General features: G+C 70.3%; 15 protein-coding genes. 3 read left to right on the plus strand and 12 right to left on the minus strand.

Annotated features, from left to right (window positions below; translation table 11 throughout):
* Positions 1 to 4 precede the first annotated feature (4 nt).
* The 7 genes from GXW79_RS15645 to GXW79_RS15675 all read right to left on the minus strand — a co-directional run bounded on the left by GXW79_RS15645 (position 5) and on the right by GXW79_RS15675 (position 7,016).
* Complete coding sequence (locus GXW79_RS15645) at positions 5 to 580, minus strand: HupE/UreJ family protein (RefSeq protein ID WP_211875372.1); 576 nt, start codon at positions 578 to 580, stop codon at positions 5 to 7.
* Between the two features lie 64 nt (positions 581 to 644).
* A complete protein-coding gene (locus GXW79_RS15650; RefSeq protein WP_211875373.1) occupies positions 645 to 1,976 on the minus strand; it encodes an aspartate aminotransferase family protein in 1,332 nt (443 codons plus the stop codon).
* A complete protein-coding gene (locus tag GXW79_RS15655; protein ID WP_211875374.1) occupies positions 1,973 to 2,374 on the minus strand; it encodes a hypothetical protein in 402 nt (133 codons plus the stop codon). The genes GXW79_RS15650 and GXW79_RS15655 overlap by 4 nt, the downstream gene beginning before the upstream one ends.
* Positions 2,371 to 3,612: a NupC/NupG family nucleoside CNT transporter gene (locus GXW79_RS15660; protein WP_211875442.1), complete on the minus strand. Its 1,242-nt coding sequence runs from the start codon at positions 3,610 to 3,612 to the stop codon at positions 2,371 to 2,373. Before GXW79_RS15660 ends, GXW79_RS15655 begins: the two co-directional genes overlap by 4 nt.
* Entirely contained in the window at positions 3,609 to 5,117 is a 1,509-nt protein-coding gene (gene rmuC / locus GXW79_RS15665) for a DNA recombination protein RmuC (RefSeq protein WP_211875375.1), read from the minus strand. Before rmuC ends, GXW79_RS15660 begins: the two co-directional genes overlap by 4 nt.
* Positions 5,118 to 5,148: 31 nt before the next feature.
* Positions 5,149 to 6,693 carry a bifunctional phosphoribosylaminoimidazolecarboxamide formyltransferase/IMP cyclohydrolase gene (purH, locus tag GXW79_RS15670; protein WP_211875376.1) on the minus strand — a complete coding sequence of 515 codons (1,545 nt, stop codon included), beginning with the start codon at positions 6,691 to 6,693 and terminating at the stop codon, positions 5,149 to 5,151.
* Positions 6,694 to 6,695: 2 nt separating this feature from the next.
* Complete coding sequence (locus tag GXW79_RS15675) at positions 6,696 to 7,016, minus strand: TIGR02300 family protein (protein ID WP_211875377.1); 321 nt, start codon at positions 7,014 to 7,016, stop codon at positions 6,696 to 6,698.
* 120 nt (positions 7,017 to 7,136) lie between these two features.
* Here GXW79_RS15675 and aroA point away from each other — a divergent pair, with 120 nt between their 5' ends.
* Both aroA and cmk read left to right on the plus strand, forming a co-directional pair.
* Positions 7,137 to 8,477 (plus strand): 3-phosphoshikimate 1-carboxyvinyltransferase, encoded by a 1,341-nt coding sequence (gene aroA / locus GXW79_RS15680; RefSeq protein ID WP_211875378.1) that lies wholly within the window; start codon positions 7,137 to 7,139, stop codon positions 8,475 to 8,477.
* Positions 8,474 to 9,103, plus strand: coding sequence for a (d)CMP kinase (cmk, locus tag GXW79_RS15685; protein ID WP_211875379.1), 630 nt, complete (start codon positions 8,474 to 8,476; stop codon positions 9,101 to 9,103). Before aroA ends, cmk begins: the two co-directional genes overlap by 4 nt.
* Before the next feature lie 12 nt (positions 9,104 to 9,115).
* On the opposite strand, the gene GXW79_RS15690 is transcribed toward cmk, so the two are convergent.
* Positions 9,116 to 9,595: a hypothetical protein gene (locus GXW79_RS15690; protein ID WP_211875380.1), complete on the minus strand. Its 480-nt coding sequence runs from the start codon at positions 9,593 to 9,595 to the stop codon at positions 9,116 to 9,118.
* A gap of 279 nt (positions 9,596 to 9,874) precedes the next feature.
* Between GXW79_RS15690 and rpsA the strand changes: the two genes are divergently transcribed.
* Positions 9,875 to 11,587 carry a 30S ribosomal protein S1 gene (rpsA, locus tag GXW79_RS15695; protein ID WP_211875381.1) on the plus strand — a complete coding sequence of 571 codons (1,713 nt, stop codon included), beginning with the start codon at positions 9,875 to 9,877 and terminating at the stop codon, positions 11,585 to 11,587.
* An 88-nt stretch (positions 11,588 to 11,675) separates the two neighbouring features.
* Here rpsA and GXW79_RS15700 read toward each other — a convergent pair whose 3' ends face one another.
* From GXW79_RS15700 to lspA, 4 genes are read right to left on the minus strand one after another with little or no spacing between them, the layout of a single operon-like run.
* Positions 11,676 to 12,926, minus strand: coding sequence for a M16 family metallopeptidase (locus GXW79_RS15700; RefSeq protein ID WP_211875382.1), 1,251 nt, complete (start codon positions 12,924 to 12,926; stop codon positions 11,676 to 11,678).
* Position 12,927: 1 nt separating this feature from the next.
* Positions 12,928 to 14,292 carry a M16 family metallopeptidase gene (locus GXW79_RS15705; RefSeq protein WP_246504044.1) on the minus strand — a complete coding sequence of 455 codons (1,365 nt, stop codon included), beginning with the start codon at positions 14,290 to 14,292 and terminating at the stop codon, positions 12,928 to 12,930.
* A 55-nt stretch (positions 14,293 to 14,347) separates the two neighbouring features.
* Positions 14,348 to 14,911: a DUF3035 domain-containing protein gene (locus GXW79_RS15710; RefSeq protein WP_211875384.1), complete on the minus strand. Its 564-nt coding sequence runs from the start codon at positions 14,909 to 14,911 to the stop codon at positions 14,348 to 14,350.
* Positions 14,908 to 15,405: a signal peptidase II gene (gene lspA / locus GXW79_RS15715; protein WP_211875385.1), complete on the minus strand. Its 498-nt coding sequence runs from the start codon at positions 15,403 to 15,405 to the stop codon at positions 14,908 to 14,910. Before lspA ends, GXW79_RS15710 begins: the two co-directional genes overlap by 4 nt.
* Positions 15,406 to 15,436: the final 31 nt, after the last annotated feature.

The raw sequence follows: 15,436 nt of genomic DNA on the forward strand, positions 1-15,436 counted from the left end.
AGCCTCAGCCGGCGAGGAAGACCGCGCCCACCGCCATGGCGGCGAGACCCGCCGCGCGGAACGGCAGCGCGCCCGAAACCCAGCGCGCGGCCAGCATGGCGCCCAGCGCGATCGCTGCCTGCATCACCGCGAGGGCGCCAAGGTAGGCCGCGAAGATCACCACCGGCGAGTCAACGGCCGCCTCGGCCAGCGCATGGCCATGGAACAGCCCAGCCAGCGCGAAGGCCGGGGTTAGCAGTGCCGCGGCGGGACGCGCGCGGCCGGCGACCACCAGCACGGCACCCGCGGCGATGACGGAGGCCGCGACCATCAGTTCCACCGGCCCGAGGCCGAAGCCGGCCCGATGCAGCAGCGCGCCGGCCAGCGCCGCCGCCAGGAACGCCAGCAGTGCTCGCGGCGCGGCCGCCAGCAGCAGCCCCGCCGCGAGCAGGAAGGCGAGGTGATCCAGCCCCAGCACCGGGTGCGCGACGCCCGAGGCGATGCCCTCCCACAGGGTCGCGGGCGGAAGGCCGCCGGTCGGGTGGTGCGCGAAGGCGGGGGTGGGCAGGGCCAGTGCCAGCACGGTGAGCAATCGGATCATGCGGCGGGTTCCCATTGGCGTTCGGTGGGCATGTTCACCCCGGAGCCGCGCCGGCGTCCAGCCATCACAGGCTGGCCAGGGCGGCATCCACCGCATCGCCAAAGCGATCCACAATCATCCCGATCTGCGCCGCATCCACGATGTAGGGCGGTGCGAGGATGGCGTGGTCGCCACGCTTGCCGTCGATGGTGCCGCCCATCGGATAGCAGGCGAGGCCGCGCGCGAAGGCCTCCTGCTTCACCCGCTCGTTCAACTTGAGAGCCGGGTCGAACGGCGTCTTGCCGGCGCGGTCGGTGACAAATTCCACCGCCCAGAACAGCCCCCGCCCGCGGATGTCGCCGATGTGGCGGTGATTGCCGAGCCGCTCGGTCAGCCGCGCTTCGAGCAGCGCGCCCATCGCCTGGACATTGGCGAGCAGACCCTCCTCCGCGATCACCTGCTGCACGGCGAGGGCCGCCGCGCAGGCCACCGGATGCGCCTGGTAGGTGTGGCCATGCTGGAAGGTGCCGGTGCCGCCGGTGAGGCCCTCGATGATGCGGCCATGCACCAGGATGCCGCCGATCGGCTGGTAGCCGCCGCCCAGGCCCTTCGCGATGATCTGGATGTCGGGTGTGACGCCCTCGGCTTCCCAGGCGTGCATGGTGCCGCAGCGACCGACGCCGCTCATCACCTCGTCGAGGATGAGCAGCGCGCCGTGGCGCTCGCACACCGCGCGCATGGCGGGGAAGTAGCCAGGCACGGCGGTGACGCAGCCGAGTGTGGCTCCGACCACGGTCTCGGCAATGAAGGCGATGACGGTGTCGGGGCCGAGGCGTTGGAACTCGCCTTCGAGCTCGGCGGCCAGGCGGGCGACATAGGCCGCGTCATCCTCGGCATCCGTGCGGTCGCGATAGGCGTAGCAGGGCGAGACATGGCTGAAGGCGGGCGAGAGGATCGGCTCGTAAGGCGCCCGCCGCGCCGCATTGCCAGAAGCCGAGAGCGCGCCGAGCGTATTGCCGTGATAACTCTGCCGGCGCGCGATGAAATGGCGGCGCTGCGGCTGGCCGATTTCCAGAAAATACTGGCGCGCCATCTTGTAGGCGGCCTCGTTGCCCTCGGACCCCGAGGAGCAGAAATAGGCATGCGTCAGCCCGCCCGGCGCATGGCCGACCATCTGGTCCGCGAGGCGCTCCGCGCTGTCGCAGGAAAACAGCGAGGTGTGCGCGTAGCACAGCCGGTCGATCTGCGCCTTCATCGCCGCGATCACCTTCGGGTGGCCATGCCCGAGGCAGGCGACGGCCGCACCGCCCGAACCGTCGATGATCTCGCGCCCTGCCGCATCACGCAGCATGATGCCCTCGCCGGACACGGCCAGCGGCGGATCGGAGCGCAGGTTGCGATGGACGATGTGGCTCATGGGGCGGTGTCCGGGATGGGGTAGTCGGCGAGCTCGGGCAGCATCGCCTCAATGACGAAATCGACGAAGGCGGAGGGCGCGTCGAGGTAGAATTCGCGCGGGGAATAGGCGCCGACGCTAGCCGGGCAGCCGCGCTCGGTCAGCCAGGCGGCCAGGCGCTGCAGGTCGGCCTCGGGCGTGTGGGTGATGAAGGCGATCTGCGAGCGCAGCTTGTCGGCATCGCGGTTCGGCGTCTCGCTGCGGCTGAATTGCAGGTCGATGTTGAAGCCGGGCTGGCGCAGCCAGATCGCGCGTTCCGTCCGGCGCAGGATGGCGAAGTGCAGCACCTCGGTGAACAGCGCGACCACCGTCTCGAACTGCGCCGGATGCAGCCGGTTGGCGACGTGGTTGAACCTCATGGCGTGAGCATCCCCACCACCGCCCCTGTCATGCAGCACGCGATCGAGGCCGCGACCAGCGAGGGCAGGCCGAGGCGCACGATATCCGCGCGGCGTTCCGGGCACATGGCACTCATGCCCGCGACCATGATGCCGACCGAGCCGAGATTGGTGAAGCCGCAAAGCGCATAGGTGAGGATCAGCCGCGTGCGTGGCGCCAGCGCGCCGCCTTTGGCCGCGAGATCGAGGTAGGAGACGAACTCATTTATGATGACCTTCACGCCGAGCGATCGGCCGACCGCGAAGGCCTCATCGGCGCCCACCCCCATCGCATAGGCGAGCGGCCAGAACACGTAGCCGGCGATGGCCTGCAGCGTGAACCCGGTGAGCGGCTCCAGCACCTGGTTCACCAGGGCCACAAGGGCCACGAACACGATCAGCGAGGCCATGATGCCCAGCAGCAATTGCAGCCCATCCGTGGTGCCGACGACGATCGCCTCCATGGACGAGGCGTAGAGGCGCGGGGCGGTGGTGTCGGCCTCGGTCGCCGCCTCGCCCGGCGTGGGCGGGATCATCAGCAGCCCCGCCAGCACCGCGGCGGGGGCGGCGATCATCGACGCCGTGATCAGCTGCCCCGCCGCGTCCGGGACAACCGGCGCGATGATCGCGGCATAGATCACCAGCGTGTTGCCGCTGATCGTTGCCAACCCCGCGACCATCACCACGAACAGCTCCGCCCGCGTCAGCCGCGCGAGCCAGGGGCGGATGAGCATGGGCGCCTCCACCATGCCCACGAAGACATTCGCGGCGACCGAAAACCCCGCCGCACCGCCCAGCCCGAAGGCGCGGCGCAGGCCTCCGGCCATGACGCGCACGATGAAGGGCAGCACGCGCCAGTGATACAGCAACGCCGACAGCGCGCCGACCACCAGCACCAGCGGAAGCGCCTGGAAGAAGACGATGAAGGATGCCCCCGGCGAGACCTCGGCATAGGGGAGCGGGGCGCCGCCGAGATAGCCGAAGACCAGCGACGTGCCCGCCGTGGTGGCGCGCTGCAATGCATTGACCGCATCGCCGGCGGCGGAAAACACCGCCCGCAGCGCGGGGACGTACAGGAGCGCGGCAGCGAGCGCGACCTGCGTGGCGAGACCTGCGACCACGACGCGCATCGAGACGCCGCGCCGGCAGCCGCCCAGCACCCAGGCGAGCAGCGTCAGGGCCAGCAGGCCAAGGCCGGATTGGATCTGCAGCGCGCTCAGGGCTCGGCTTCCTCGGCGATGTCGGCGTCGATCTCGAGCAGCGCCTCGGACTGGTCGCCCGGCATCGCCTCCACCCCGCGCAGTTTGCGGGTTATCGCGCGGGTGCGGGTCTGCGCGCGGCCGATGGTGTTGGAGACCGTCCCCACCTGCTTCGACAGCGCGCCGAGCACAGCATCCATCTTGCCCATCTCCGCCTTGGTCGCCGAGAGCAGCTCACGCACGCCCTCCGCGTTCTTCGACAGCGCGAGCGTGACATGGCCGAGCTGGATCGTGCGCAGCATCGCCGGCAGCAGCGAGGGCCCCAGCACCAGCACGCGATGCGTGCGCCCGATATCGTCGATCAGGCCGGGGATACGCGCGATCTCCGCGTACAGCCCCTCGGTCGGCAGATACATCACGCCGAATTCCACCGTCCGCGGCGGGCAGATGTATTTGGACCCGATCTTCGCCGCCTCGCCCCGCACCCGCACCTCTAGCCCGCGCCGCGCCTGCGCCTCGGCGACCGGGTCCGCCGCGTCCCAGGCATTCATCAGGCGCTCGTAATCCTCGACCGGGAACTTGGCGTCGACGGCGAGGAACACGCGCTCCTCGCCGGTCGTCGGCATCAGGATCGCGAATTCCACCGCGTCCGCGCTGTCGTCCCGCAGCTTCACATTGGTCTCGTAGGAGCCTGCCGGCAGGATATCGTCGAGCAGCGCCTTGACCTGCGTCTCGCCCCAGCCGCCGCGCGTCTTCACATTGCCGAACAGCCGCTTGAGGTCGCCCACCTGCGTCGCGACCGCGGTGACATTGCCCATCATCGCCTGGATCGCGTTGAACTGGTCGATGACACGCGCAAAACTCTCGGTCATCTGCTTCTCGACGGCGGTCGCGAGCTGTTCGTTCACGCTTTTCTGGATGTCGGCGAGGCGCGCGTCATTGGCCTCACGCAGCTCCTTCAGCTTCGCTTCCAGCGCCTCACGCGATTCCGTGGCCTTGCGCTCGATCAGGTCGCGCGCGGTGGTCATCTGCTCCGTGAGCGCCTTCTGCTGGCGCGTCTCGGCTTCGGTGAGCGAATTGCGCTGGTCGGCCAGCGCCTGCGCCAGGTCGCGCTTGAGCGCGGCGATCTGCTCGCTCAGCGTCTCGCGCTGTTCGCCCTGGGTTTTCTGCTGGCGTGCCTCGGCCTCGGCGAGGCTGGTGCGCAGGGCCGCGATCCCGCCGGCCTGCGCCAGCTGCAGCGCTGCAACCTGCTCGCTCAATGCAGATTTCTGCGCGTCCAGCGCGGCGCGCGTTTCCGCCTGGCCGGCATTGGCGGCGCGGGCCTGGTCGAGGGTGAAGGCGGCGGTCTTCTCGCCGATCTCGGCGGTGCCGCGCTGCACCTCGGCCCGTACCTCGGCCTGCAGCGCGCCGAGCCGTTCCTGCAGGCGGGCGAGGCCCTCGGCGTCGCCACGGCGCAGCACCAGGACGAGTACCAGCACGAAGACCAGCGCAATCGCACCCAGCAGGATCATGGCATCAGGCGTCATCGCGGCCCCGGGGTCGGGCGGCAGGTCGCCCTCAATGGCGGAAGTGTCGCATCCCGGTGAACACCATGGCCAGCCCCGCTTCGTCAGCGGCCGCGATGACCTCGGCATCGCGCATGGACCCGCCCGGCTGGATCACCGCGGTGGCCCCCGCCTCGACCGCCGCGAGCAGGCCATCGGCGAAGGGGAAGAACGCGTCCGACGCCATGACCGAGCCCTTGGCCGCGTCGCCGGCCTTCCACGCCGCGATGCGCGAGCTGTCGACGCGGCTCATCTGCCCGGCGCCGATGCCGACGGTCGCACCGTCCTTGGCGTAGATGATGGCGTTGGACTTCACGTGCTTGCCCACGCGGAAGGCGAAGATCAGGTCGTCCAGCTCGGCCTCGGTCGGCGCGCGCTTTGTCACCACGCGCAGGTCGGCGCGGGTGACGCGGCCGGCGTCGCGCGACTGCGCCAGGAAGCCGCCGGCGACGGTGCGCAGCATCATCCCCGGTGCGGCCGGGTCCGGCAGCCCACCGGTCACCAGCAGGCGGAGGTTCTTCTTGCGCGCGAAGATGGCGCGCGCGCCCTCATCGGCATCGGGTGCCACGACGACTTCGGTGAAGATCGCCGTGATCTTTTCGGCGGAAGCTGCGTCCAGCGTGCGGTTCGCGGCCACGATGCCGCCGAAGGCCGAGGTCGGATCACACGCCAGCGCCCGGTCCCAGGCGGCGGACAGGCTCTCGCCGGTGGCCACGCCGCAGGGGTTCGCGTGCTTGACGATGACGATGGTCGGCGGTTCGAACTCGGCCACGCATTCGAAGGCAGCGTCGGTGTCGCCGAGGTTGTTGTAGGACAGCTCCTTGCCCTGCGCCTGGGTCGCGGTGGCGATGCCGGGACGCGGCGCGGTGATGTAGAAGGCGGCCTGCTGGTGCGGGTTCTCGCCGTAGCGCAGGTGCTGGCGCAGCACGCCGGCCATGGCCAGGCGCGGCGGGAAGGCCTCGCCCTGCTGTTGCACGAACCAGGACGCGATGGCGGCGTCATAGGCGGCGGTGCGGGCATAGGCGGCGGCGGCCAGGCGCCGGCGCGTGGCGAGCGTGGTGCCGCCCTGCGCGGCGATCTCGGCGGCGACCTCGGCGAAATGCGCGGGTTCGGTCAGCACGGCGACATGGGCGTGGTTCTTGGCGGCGGAGCGGATCATCGCCGGGCCACCGATGTCGATGTTCTCGACGCAGGCGCCGTAGTAGCCACCGGCGGCGACCGTCGCCTCGAAGGGGTAGAGGTTCACCGCGACCAGGTCGATCGGCGCGATGGCATGCGCCTCCATCTCGGCCAGGTGCGCGGGCAGGTCGCGGCGGCCGAGGATGCCGCCATGCACCTGCGGGACCAGCGTCTTCACCCGGCCATCGAGGATTTCGGGAAAGCCGGTGTGGTCGGAGACATCCTTCACGGCGATGCCGGCCTCGCGCAGCGCGCGGGCGGTGCCGCCGGTGGAGAGGATCTCCGCACCCTGGCCCACCAAAGCGCGCGCGAAATCGAGCAGACCGGTCTTGTCGGAAACCGAGAGCAGCGCCCGGCGGATGGGCAGGGCGTCACTCATGGCTAGACCTCTTCGTCGCGATCCGCCTCGACGACGATCTCCTCGTCGATGCCGTCGGCGTCGTCCTCCAGCTCCTCGGCATCCTCGACCGCCTCGTCGGCATCGACGTCGATCTCGACATCCTCGGCCTCGGCCTCCGGCGCGACGGCGCGCTTCTTGACCTTCTCGTCGGGGATGTTGGCGGCGGCGCGGCGCAGGCGGGGCTGCTCGGCGGGCTGCTCGGTCGAGCATTTCGGGCAGACGGCCGGGGTGCGCGCCATGTCGTAGAATTTGGTGCCGCAGGAGACGCAGACGCGCTTCAGGCCGAGTTCGGGCTTCGCCATGGGCAGGATGAGCCTTGCTAAATGCCCAGGGGGCTTGGGCTGAGTGCGCGAATGCCCCCCGGGCGAAAATCGGGGTGCGGCGCATTGCCATGGGCGGGTGCCGCGTGTCAAACGCGCCCGATGACCCAAGGCACGCAGACGCCGCTCCGCTCCTCCAGACCGGCCGGGCCGCTCACCGGGCGGCTGGCCGTGCCGGGCGACAAGTCGATCAGCCACCGGGCGCTGATGTTCGGCGCGCTGGCGGTGGGCGAGACCGCGATCACGGGGCTGCTGGAAGGCGAGGATGTGCTGCGCACGGCGGCCGCGATGCGCCTGCTGGGCGCGGAGGTGACGCGGCTTGGCCCTGGCGAATGGCGTGTGGCCGGGCGCGGCGTGGGCGGGCTGACGGAACCGGTGGATGTGCTGGACATGGGCAATTCCGGCACCGCGGCGCGGCTGCTGTGCGGCTTGCTCGCCGGCCACCCGATCTTTGCCGTGATGACGGGCGATGCCAGCCTGCGGAAGCGCCCGATGCTGCGGGTGACGGTGCCGCTGGCCGCGACGGGTGCGGAATTCTGGACGCGGGAGGGCGGGCGGCTGCCGCTCGCCGTGCGGGGTGCGGTGGACCCGATGCCGCTCGACTACACGCTGCCGGTGGCATCCGCGCAGGTGAAGAGTGCCTGCCTGCTCGCAGGTCTCTGCGCGCCGGGTGTCACGCGGGTGGTGGAGCGCGAGCACACCCGCGACCACACGGAGAACATGCTGCGCCATTTCGGCGCCGAGGTGTCGGTCACGGACACGGATGCGGGCCGTGAAATTCGTGTGGTCGGCCAGCCGGAGCTGGTGGCCGCCCCCGTGCGGGTGCCGGGCGACCCTTCCTCGGCCGCTTTCCCGATCGCCGCGGCGCTGCTCGTCCCCGGCAGCCGGGTGGTGGTAGAGGGCGTGGGCCTGAACCCGCTGCGCACCGGCCTGCTGACCACGCTGCGCGAGATGGGCGCTTCCTTGGAAATCGAGAATGCCCGGGTCGAGGGCGGCGAGCCGGTCGGCGATATCGTCGCCAGCTTCTCCGCGCTGCGCGGGGTGGATGTGCCCCCGGGCCGGGCGCCCTCGATGATCGACGAGTATCCGGTGCTCGCCGTGCTGGCCGCTTTCGCCACAGGAACCACGCGGATGCGCGGCCTCGCCGAGCTGCGAGTGAAGGAGAGCGACCGGCTGGCCGCGACCGCCGCGCTGCTCACCGCCAATGGCGTGCGCTGCACCATCGAGGGCGATGATCTGATCGTCGAAGGCGGCGCCGTGCCGGGCGGCGGGCTGGTCGAGACGCACATGGACCATCGCCTCGCGATGAGCGCGCTGGTCATGGGCCTGGCCAGCGCCGCGCCGGTCACGGTGGATGATGCAGGCTTCATCGACACCTCCTTCCCCGGCTTTGCTGCGTTGCTCAACCGGCTGGCGGGGGGCGAGGCCATCTCGCCGCCATGACGCTGGTGATCGCCATCGACGGGCCTGCCGCGGCCGGCAAGGGCACGCTCGCCCGCCGCCTGGCGATGGCCCTCACGCTGCCCTATCTCGACACCGGGCTGCTCTACCGCGCCGTGGGCCGGCGGCTGCTGGACCGCGCGGTGGACCCACGCGACGCCGTGCTGGCCGAGGCCGCCGCGCGCGCCCTGCGGCCCGATGACCTGCACCGCCCGGACCTGCGCGGCCCGGCTGCCGACATGGCGGCGAGCGAGGTGGCCGCGATCCCGGCCGTTCGCGCCGCCCTGCTCGACTGGCAGCGCGATTTCGCCCGCGAGGCGGGTGCGGTCCTGGATGGCCGTGACATCGGCACCGTGGTGTTCCCCGAGGCCCAGATAAAACTGTTCGTCACCGCGGCACTCGAGGAACGCGCCCGGCGGCGCCTGGCCGAGCTGCATGCGCGCGGCGTCGCGGCCGTGCTCGAGCAGGTGGAGACGGAGCTGCGCCTGCGCGACGCCCAGGATCGCGGCCGCAGCGCGGCACCGCTGATGCCCGCGCCCGACGCGATCCTGCTGGACACGACGCGGCTGGATGCGGATGCCGCCTTTGCCCAGGCCATGGCGCTGGTCGCGCCCCGCATCGCCGGCTAGCAACCGCGACCGTCAGTCGGCCGGCGCGCGCTTCAGGCCATCGATCAGCATCGCGACGGCGCTGACCACCAGCAGCACATTCAGCGCCATGGCGACGATCATCGCGGCCCACCCGAGCGCCGTGGACTGCACGCCACAGAGGTTGCGGATGTCCCGCAGCTCGGGCTCCAGGCTCTGGTTGTAGGCCCACATCGCATACTGCATCTGCGGCGTTTCGATCAGCGTGTGGGCGTAGAGCGTGAAGCCCGTCCCGACCGCGAGGCCGACCCAGCGCAGCCAGAAATACCGGGCGGGGCCGAGCAGAGCGAAGAGCAGCACGGGATAGGCGACCAGGCTGTAGGTGAACGGGTTCACGTCGGGCCGGAACGGCCACCCGCTATGGTCGACGCGCAGGACATGGTCGATGTGATGCAGCGACCCGACCGCGATCGTCGCGATCAGCAAACCCGCCGTCGTCGCCGCTATCCCGCTTCCCGTGTGCAGCCATCGCATGCGAGCCTTCCCCTTCGCTCACGCGCCGGAGGGTGAGCGTCGGCGCCTGACCAGGGTCATAGCCCAGGACGTCCCGCCGCCGCCCGGCTTTTCCTTGACTCCGCGGTACCTCGCGCCTAAGCGGTTGCCGCCGGACGATTTCCGGCCGGAACGCAGCGGACCGTCACGCGCTTCACCCCCCGGGCCCCCAAAGCCAAGCCGTCCTTCCCAGGGCGCAGGATCGTTTCCGGCTACGCTGCCACAGCGCGCGGGCCGAGAGACCGGAAGACAAACCACCGTATGGCCACCATCACCGCCGACCGCGTGGGCAGCGAAGATTTCGCCGCCCTTCTCGAAGAGACCCTCGGCCCTGACACCGGCTTCGCCGGCTCCGTCGTCACCGGCCGCGTCATCCGCGTGGATGATGATTTTGCGGTCGTCGATGTCGGTCTGAAGAGCGAAGGCCGCGTGCCTTTGCGCGAATTCGCGCCCCCCGGCATGAAGGCCGAGGTCAAGCCCGGCGACGTCATCGAGCTGTTCGTCGAACGCTATGAGGACCGCGACGGCACCATCGTGCTCAGCCGCGAAAAGGCCCGTCGCGAGGAGGCCTGGACCAATCTCGAGAAGTCGTTCACCGCCCAGGTGCGCGTGAATGGCGTGATCTTCGGGCGCGTGAAGGGTGGCTTCACCGTCGATCTCGGCGGCGCCGTGGCCTTCCTGCCTGGCTCCCAGGTCGATATCCGCCCGGTGCGCGACGTGGGCCCGCTGATGGGCAGCCCGCAGCCCTTCCAGATCCTCAAGATGGATCGCGCACGCGGCAACATCGTCGTCTCGCGTCGTGCCGTGCTGGAGGAGACGCGCGCCGAGCAGCGCAGCGAGCTCATCCAGGGCCTGAAGGAAGGCATGATCCTCGACGGCGTGGTCAAGAACATCACCGATTACGGTGCGTTCGTGGACCTCGGCGGCGTCGATGGCCTGCTGCACGTGACCGACATCGCCTGGCGCCGGATCAACCATCCCTCCGAGGCGCTGACCATCGGCCAGCCCGTCAAGGTGCAGGTGATCCGCTTCAACTCCGACACCCAGCGCATCAGCCTGGGCATGAAGCAGCTGATGTCCGATCCGTGGGATGGCGTGGCCATCAAGTATCCGGTGCAGGGCAAGTTCTCCGGACGTGTCACGAACATCACCGACTATGGCGCCTTCGTTGAGCTCGAGGCCGGCGTCGAGGGTCTCGTGCATGTCAGCGAGATGAGCTGGACCAAGAAGAACGTGCACCCCGGCAAGATCGTCGCGACCTCCGAGCAGGTGGACGTGATGATCCTGGATGTGGACGAGCCGAAGCGCCGCATTTCGCTGGGCCTGAAGCAGGCGCAGGGCAATCCGTGGGAGCTGTTCGCGGAGTCCAATCCGCCGGGCAACATCATCGAGGGCGAAATCCGCAACATCACGGAGTTCGGCCTGTTCATCGGCATCGCGGCCGATGTCGATGGCATGGTGCACATGTCCGACATCTCTTGGGACGAGCAGGGCGAGGCCGCCATGGCGAAGTACGCCAAGGGCGACATCGTCAAGGCGAAGGTGCTCGATGTGGATGTCGAGAAGGAGCGCATCTCGCTCGGCATCAAGCAGCTCGAAGCCGACCCCGCGGCCGAGGTCCTGGACCGGATCCGCAAGGGCGACATCGTCACCACCATCGTCACCAAGGTCGAGGCCAATGGCATCGAGGTGAAGATCGACGAGGTGCTGACCGGCTTCATCCGTCGCGCCGAGCTGGCTAAGGAGCGCAACGACCAGAAGCCGGAGAAGTTCGCGATCGGCGAGAAGGTGGATGCGAAGGTTGTCGCGGTTGACCGTGCGGCTCGTCGCCTGGCCCTGACCATCAAGGGCAAGGAAGTCGAGGAGGAGCGGGAGGCAGTCAAGGAGTACGGCACCACCGATAGCGGTGCTTCGCTCGGCGACATCCTGGGTGCGGCCATCCGCCGTCGCCGCGAGATCGCCGGCGAGGAGTGAGCGGTCTTTGGTGCTGGTCATTTGGCCAGCACCAATTGATAAAAATAAAAGAATGGGGTCCGGGGAAATTCTTTTCCCCGGCCTTTTTTTATAGCCCGGTGGGCTGCCCCGCCACGACCACCGCAAGCCCATCCGGCTTGAGCATGCGCTTGCTGAGCGCCGCCAGCTGCGCATTGCTGATTGCATTCAGCCGATCCGGTCGCGCCGACAGCCAATCCAGCGGCCGGTTGTTCCGTTGCAGCGCGAGCAGCGTGCTGGAAATCCGCCGGCTATCGGTGAACTGGAGCGGCTGCGACCCGGTGAGGTAGGCGATCGCGTCGTCGCGTTCCGCCTCGGTCGGCCCGGTCTCGCTCATGCGGCGCCATTCCGCCTGGATGACGTCGAGCGCCTCGCCGACCTTGCCGTTCTCGGTCGCGAGGCCGCCGCTGATGATCGCCTGCCCGAACAGCACGTCAAGCCCGGCACTGACGCCGTAGGTGAGACCCCGCTCAACACGCACGGCCTGCATCAGCCGCGAGGAGAAGCCACCCCCGCCGAGGATGCGGAGCATGATCTGCGCCGCCTCCCAATCCGGGTCGTCGACGGCGAGGCCTGGCTGCCCGAACAGGATGGTGGATTGCGGAAAGGCCATCGGCACCACGCGGCGGGGGAAGTGCTCGAAGGCGGGCAGCTCGGGGCCTTCGGCGGGTGCGCCTTCGGGCAGGCCGGCGAAGAGTGCCGGGATCATGGAGCGGAGCGAGGCCGCGTCGATGGCGCCGGAGACCCCGATCAGCATGCCGGTGGCGCGGAGCTGCCGGTCATGCGCCTCGCGCAGCAGCGGGATGGTCAGGGCGGCGATGCTCTCCGGCGTGCCCCCGGTGGGGCGTCCGGCGGAATGGGTCGGGTAGGCGCCGGCCCAGAAGGCACGGCTCGCCTGGCCGCGCGGCGTCTCCAGGCTCTGGCGCGCACCGGCGAGTGCCCGAGCGCGGACGCGCTCGAAGGCGTCATTGTCGAAGCGCGGCTCGACCATTGCGAGGCGGGCGAGGCGAAGCGCGGCCGGCAGCGCATCGCGGAGCGCGCGCAGCGAGCCTTCGAAGCCATCGCGCTGGCCGTCGAAGCCCAGGTTGATGGCGTCGTCGCGCAGCGCGTCGGCGAAGTTGCGCGCCGGCAGGTCGCCCGCCCCCTCGCCCAGCATGGCGGCCATCAGACTGGTCGCGCCTTCCTGCCCGGGAGGTTCCGGAGCGGCGCCGCCGCGCCAGGACCAGGACAGCGAGACGACCGGAACGGAATGGTCCTCGACCAGCCAGATCTTGCCGCCGGGCAGGTCGATGACCTGGATGGGCAGGGAGAAGCCGGTCATGTCACGCGGTCTCCGGCAGCAGCCAGCCCACGCAATCGCGGGGTGCCGCGAGCACGGCGCGCGCTGCGGCGGTGACCTGCTCGGGTGTGACGGCTCGGATGCGCGCGGGCCAGAACTCCACCGTCTCGATCGGCAGGCCGGAGGCGAGCGCATTGCCGATCAGTCGCGGCGCGGCGCCGATGCCGTCGAGTGCCAGCAGCGCGCCGGCAGTGATCTGGCGGATGGAACGCGCGACGCGCTCGGGCTCGGCGCCGCCCTGCAGCAGGCGCGCGATGACCGCGTCGGTCGCGGCCTCCAGGGCTTCGGGCGCGGTGCCGCGGCGGGCGATGGCGCTGATGCTGAATTCGCCGGCGCCGACATTGTCGGCATCGAAGCCGGCATTGGCGGAGGTGGCGAGGCCGGTTTCGATCAGCGCCTCATGCATCAGGCTGCCCTGGCCGGAGCCCAGCAGGTGCGCCAGCACCTCAAGCGCCCAGGCGTGGTCGGCATCGCCCCAGGTGAGCGAGGGCGCGACCCAGCTGCGCAGGTAGGTGGCCTCGGTGATGGCGCGCGAGCGGGTGACCAGGCGGCGCTCGGGGGGCGCGGCGGGCGGGGCGGGGCGATCGCGCGCCTGGGCGGGACGGGCGGCGACACCGCCATAGTGCTGCTCGACCAGGCGGGTGAGCTCGCCCTCCTCGGCATCGCCGGCGATGACAAGCACGGCGTTCGCCGGCGCGTACCACCGCTCATGGAAGGCGAGCAGGTCGGCGTGGCGGATGGCGCGGATCTCGTCGGGCCAGCCGATGATCGGGCGGCCATGCCAGTGCTGCCGGCCCCACAGCGCGGCCTGGAATTCCTCGCGAAACAGGGCGCGTGGGTTGGCGTCGGTGCGCTGGCGGCGCTCCTCCAGCACGACCAGGCGCTCGGGCTCCATGTCGTCGGCGGGGAAGAGCGGGAAGGCGAAGCGGTCCGCCTCCATCCCCATGACGAGCGCCAAGCGCGAGGCCTCGACCTGCTGGTAATAGGCGGTGACGTCGCGGGAGGTGAAGGCGTTGTCGTTGCCGCCCTCGCGCGCGACGCGCTGCGACAGGGCGCCGTTGGGCACGTTGCGGCTGCCCTTGAACATCATGTGTTCCATGTAGTGGGCGACGCCGGAGATGCCCTGGGGGTCCTCCCCGCCGCCGGCGCCGTAGAACATGTACTGCATGATGACGGGGATGCGGCGGCTGGGCGCGAAGGCCACGCGCATGCCGTTGGGAAGCGACCAGATGCGCGCGCCGAACAGCGGACGCTCGCCGGGCGGCGGGGTGAAGGCCGCCGCGTGGCGCGCGAGCGGTGGTGCCGCGACAGCGGCGGCGGCAGAGGCGAGGGCGGCGCGGCGGGTCATGGAGATCATGCCTCCAGAATGGGGGGCATGGCCGACGCCGGGAAGGGGTGGGGGATCAGAAGATCCCCAGGAAGGAGCGCCGCGGCCGCTGGATGATGGGCGTATCGCCGTTGGTGACCTCGCGGCCGAGGGCGGCGTTCTCGCGCAGGCGCGCATTCTCGCGCGTGGCGTCCACCGCCGTCCCCGGCGGCGGCGTGTCGCGCCAGAACATCAGCCGGTCGGTGACGCTGCGCTCCGGCGCGTCGAGGCGGGAGCTTTCCTCATCCACGCGACGGCGGATGTCGGGCGGCGCGGCGCCGCGCTGCACCTGGGACAGCAGGGCATTCTCGCCGCTGCTGCCGCGCGACGGGCCGGCGGGGGCGAGCGCGGTGCCGGGGGCGAGCGTGGCCTCGGCCGCCTCGCGCGCGGATCGGTCCATCGGGCGGCCGGCGCCGGGGCGCGGGGTGGGCAGCGCGCCCGCCATGTCCGGTGGCATCGACAGCGGCGCGCGGGTGACGACGACGAATTCATCCGGCGCGTCGCGGGTCAGCCCGAGGAAGCGGGACGTACCGCCGCCGCAGGCCGGGAGGGCCAGGGCGAGGCCGAGCGCCAATGGGGCGAGACGGAGATGCTTGCTCATGGCTGGGTTTTAGCGGCGGGCGAAGGCCGCAACAAGGCATCGATCACCAGCACGGCCACCCCGCAGACGATGGCCGCATCGGCCAGGTTGAAGACGTACCAATGCCAGTCCCAGGCGTGCACGTCGACAAAATCGACCACGGCGCCGAAGCGCAGCCGGTCGATCACATTGCCGATGGCACCCCCCACTACCGCGCCCAAAGCGGCAGCAGTCAGCCGGTTCTCGGCCCGCGCCATCCAGCGCAGCAGGAACACGGCGACGGCGAGAGCGAGGATGGAGAGCGCCACCTGGTGCCAGGTGCTCTCGCCAGTAAGCATGCCGAAGGTGACGCCGCGGTTCCAGACCATGGTGAGATCGAGACCGAAGGGGCCGGCTGAGAAGAGCGGGATCTGGCCGACATCGTCGAGCTCGACACGATTGAGGATGAACCACTTGCTGAACTGGTCGGCAGCGACGAGGACGGCGGCGATGGGGAGGCCGAGGCGGAGACTCATGGGAGGTGGTCAAGCCTGGGGGAAATGAATT

It is taken from the genome of Plastoroseomonas arctica, assembly GCF_018128965.1.
Lineage (GTDB): Bacteria > Pseudomonadota > Alphaproteobacteria > Acetobacterales > Acetobacteraceae > Plastoroseomonas > Plastoroseomonas arctica.

Coding starts and splice junctions, on each gene's coding strand:
- GXW79_RS15645 (WP_211875372.1), bottom strand. CDS start 580: ATGATCCGATTGCTCACCGTGCTGGCACTGGCCCTGCCCACCCCCGCC.
- GXW79_RS15650 (WP_211875373.1), bottom strand. CDS start 1,976: ATGAGCCACATCGTCCATCGCAACCTGCGCTCCGATCCGCCGCTGGCC.
- GXW79_RS15655 (WP_211875374.1), bottom strand. CDS start 2,374: ATGAGGTTCAACCACGTCGCCAACCGGCTGCATCCGGCGCAGTTCGAG.
- rmuC (WP_211875375.1), bottom strand. CDS start 5,117: ATGACGCCTGATGCCATGATCCTGCTGGGTGCGATTGCGCTGGTCTTC.
- purH (WP_211875376.1), bottom strand. CDS start 6,693: ATGAGTGACGCCCTGCCCATCCGCCGGGCGCTGCTCTCGGTTTCCGAC.
- GXW79_RS15675 (WP_211875377.1), bottom strand. CDS start 7,016: ATGGCGAAGCCCGAACTCGGCCTGAAGCGCGTCTGCGTCTCCTGCGGC.
- aroA (WP_211875378.1), top strand. CDS start 7,137: ATGACCCAAGGCACGCAGACGCCGCTCCGCTCCTCCAGACCGGCCGGG.
- cmk (WP_211875379.1), top strand. CDS start 8,474: ATGACGCTGGTGATCGCCATCGACGGGCCTGCCGCGGCCGGCAAGGGC.
- GXW79_RS15690 (WP_211875380.1), bottom strand. CDS start 9,595: ATGCGATGGCTGCACACGGGAAGCGGGATAGCGGCGACGACGGCGGGT.
- rpsA (WP_211875381.1), top strand. CDS start 9,875: ATGGCCACCATCACCGCCGACCGCGTGGGCAGCGAAGATTTCGCCGCC.
- GXW79_RS15700 (WP_211875382.1), bottom strand. CDS start 12,926: ATGACCGGCTTCTCCCTGCCCATCCAGGTCATCGACCTGCCCGGCGGC.
- GXW79_RS15705 (WP_246504044.1), bottom strand. CDS start 14,292: ATGACCCGCCGCGCCGCCCTCGCCTCTGCCGCCGCCGCTGTCGCGGCA.
- GXW79_RS15710 (WP_211875384.1), bottom strand. CDS start 14,911: ATGAGCAAGCATCTCCGTCTCGCCCCATTGGCGCTCGGCCTCGCCCTG.
- lspA (WP_211875385.1), bottom strand. CDS start 15,405: ATGAGTCTCCGCCTCGGCCTCCCCATCGCCGCCGTCCTCGTCGCTGCC.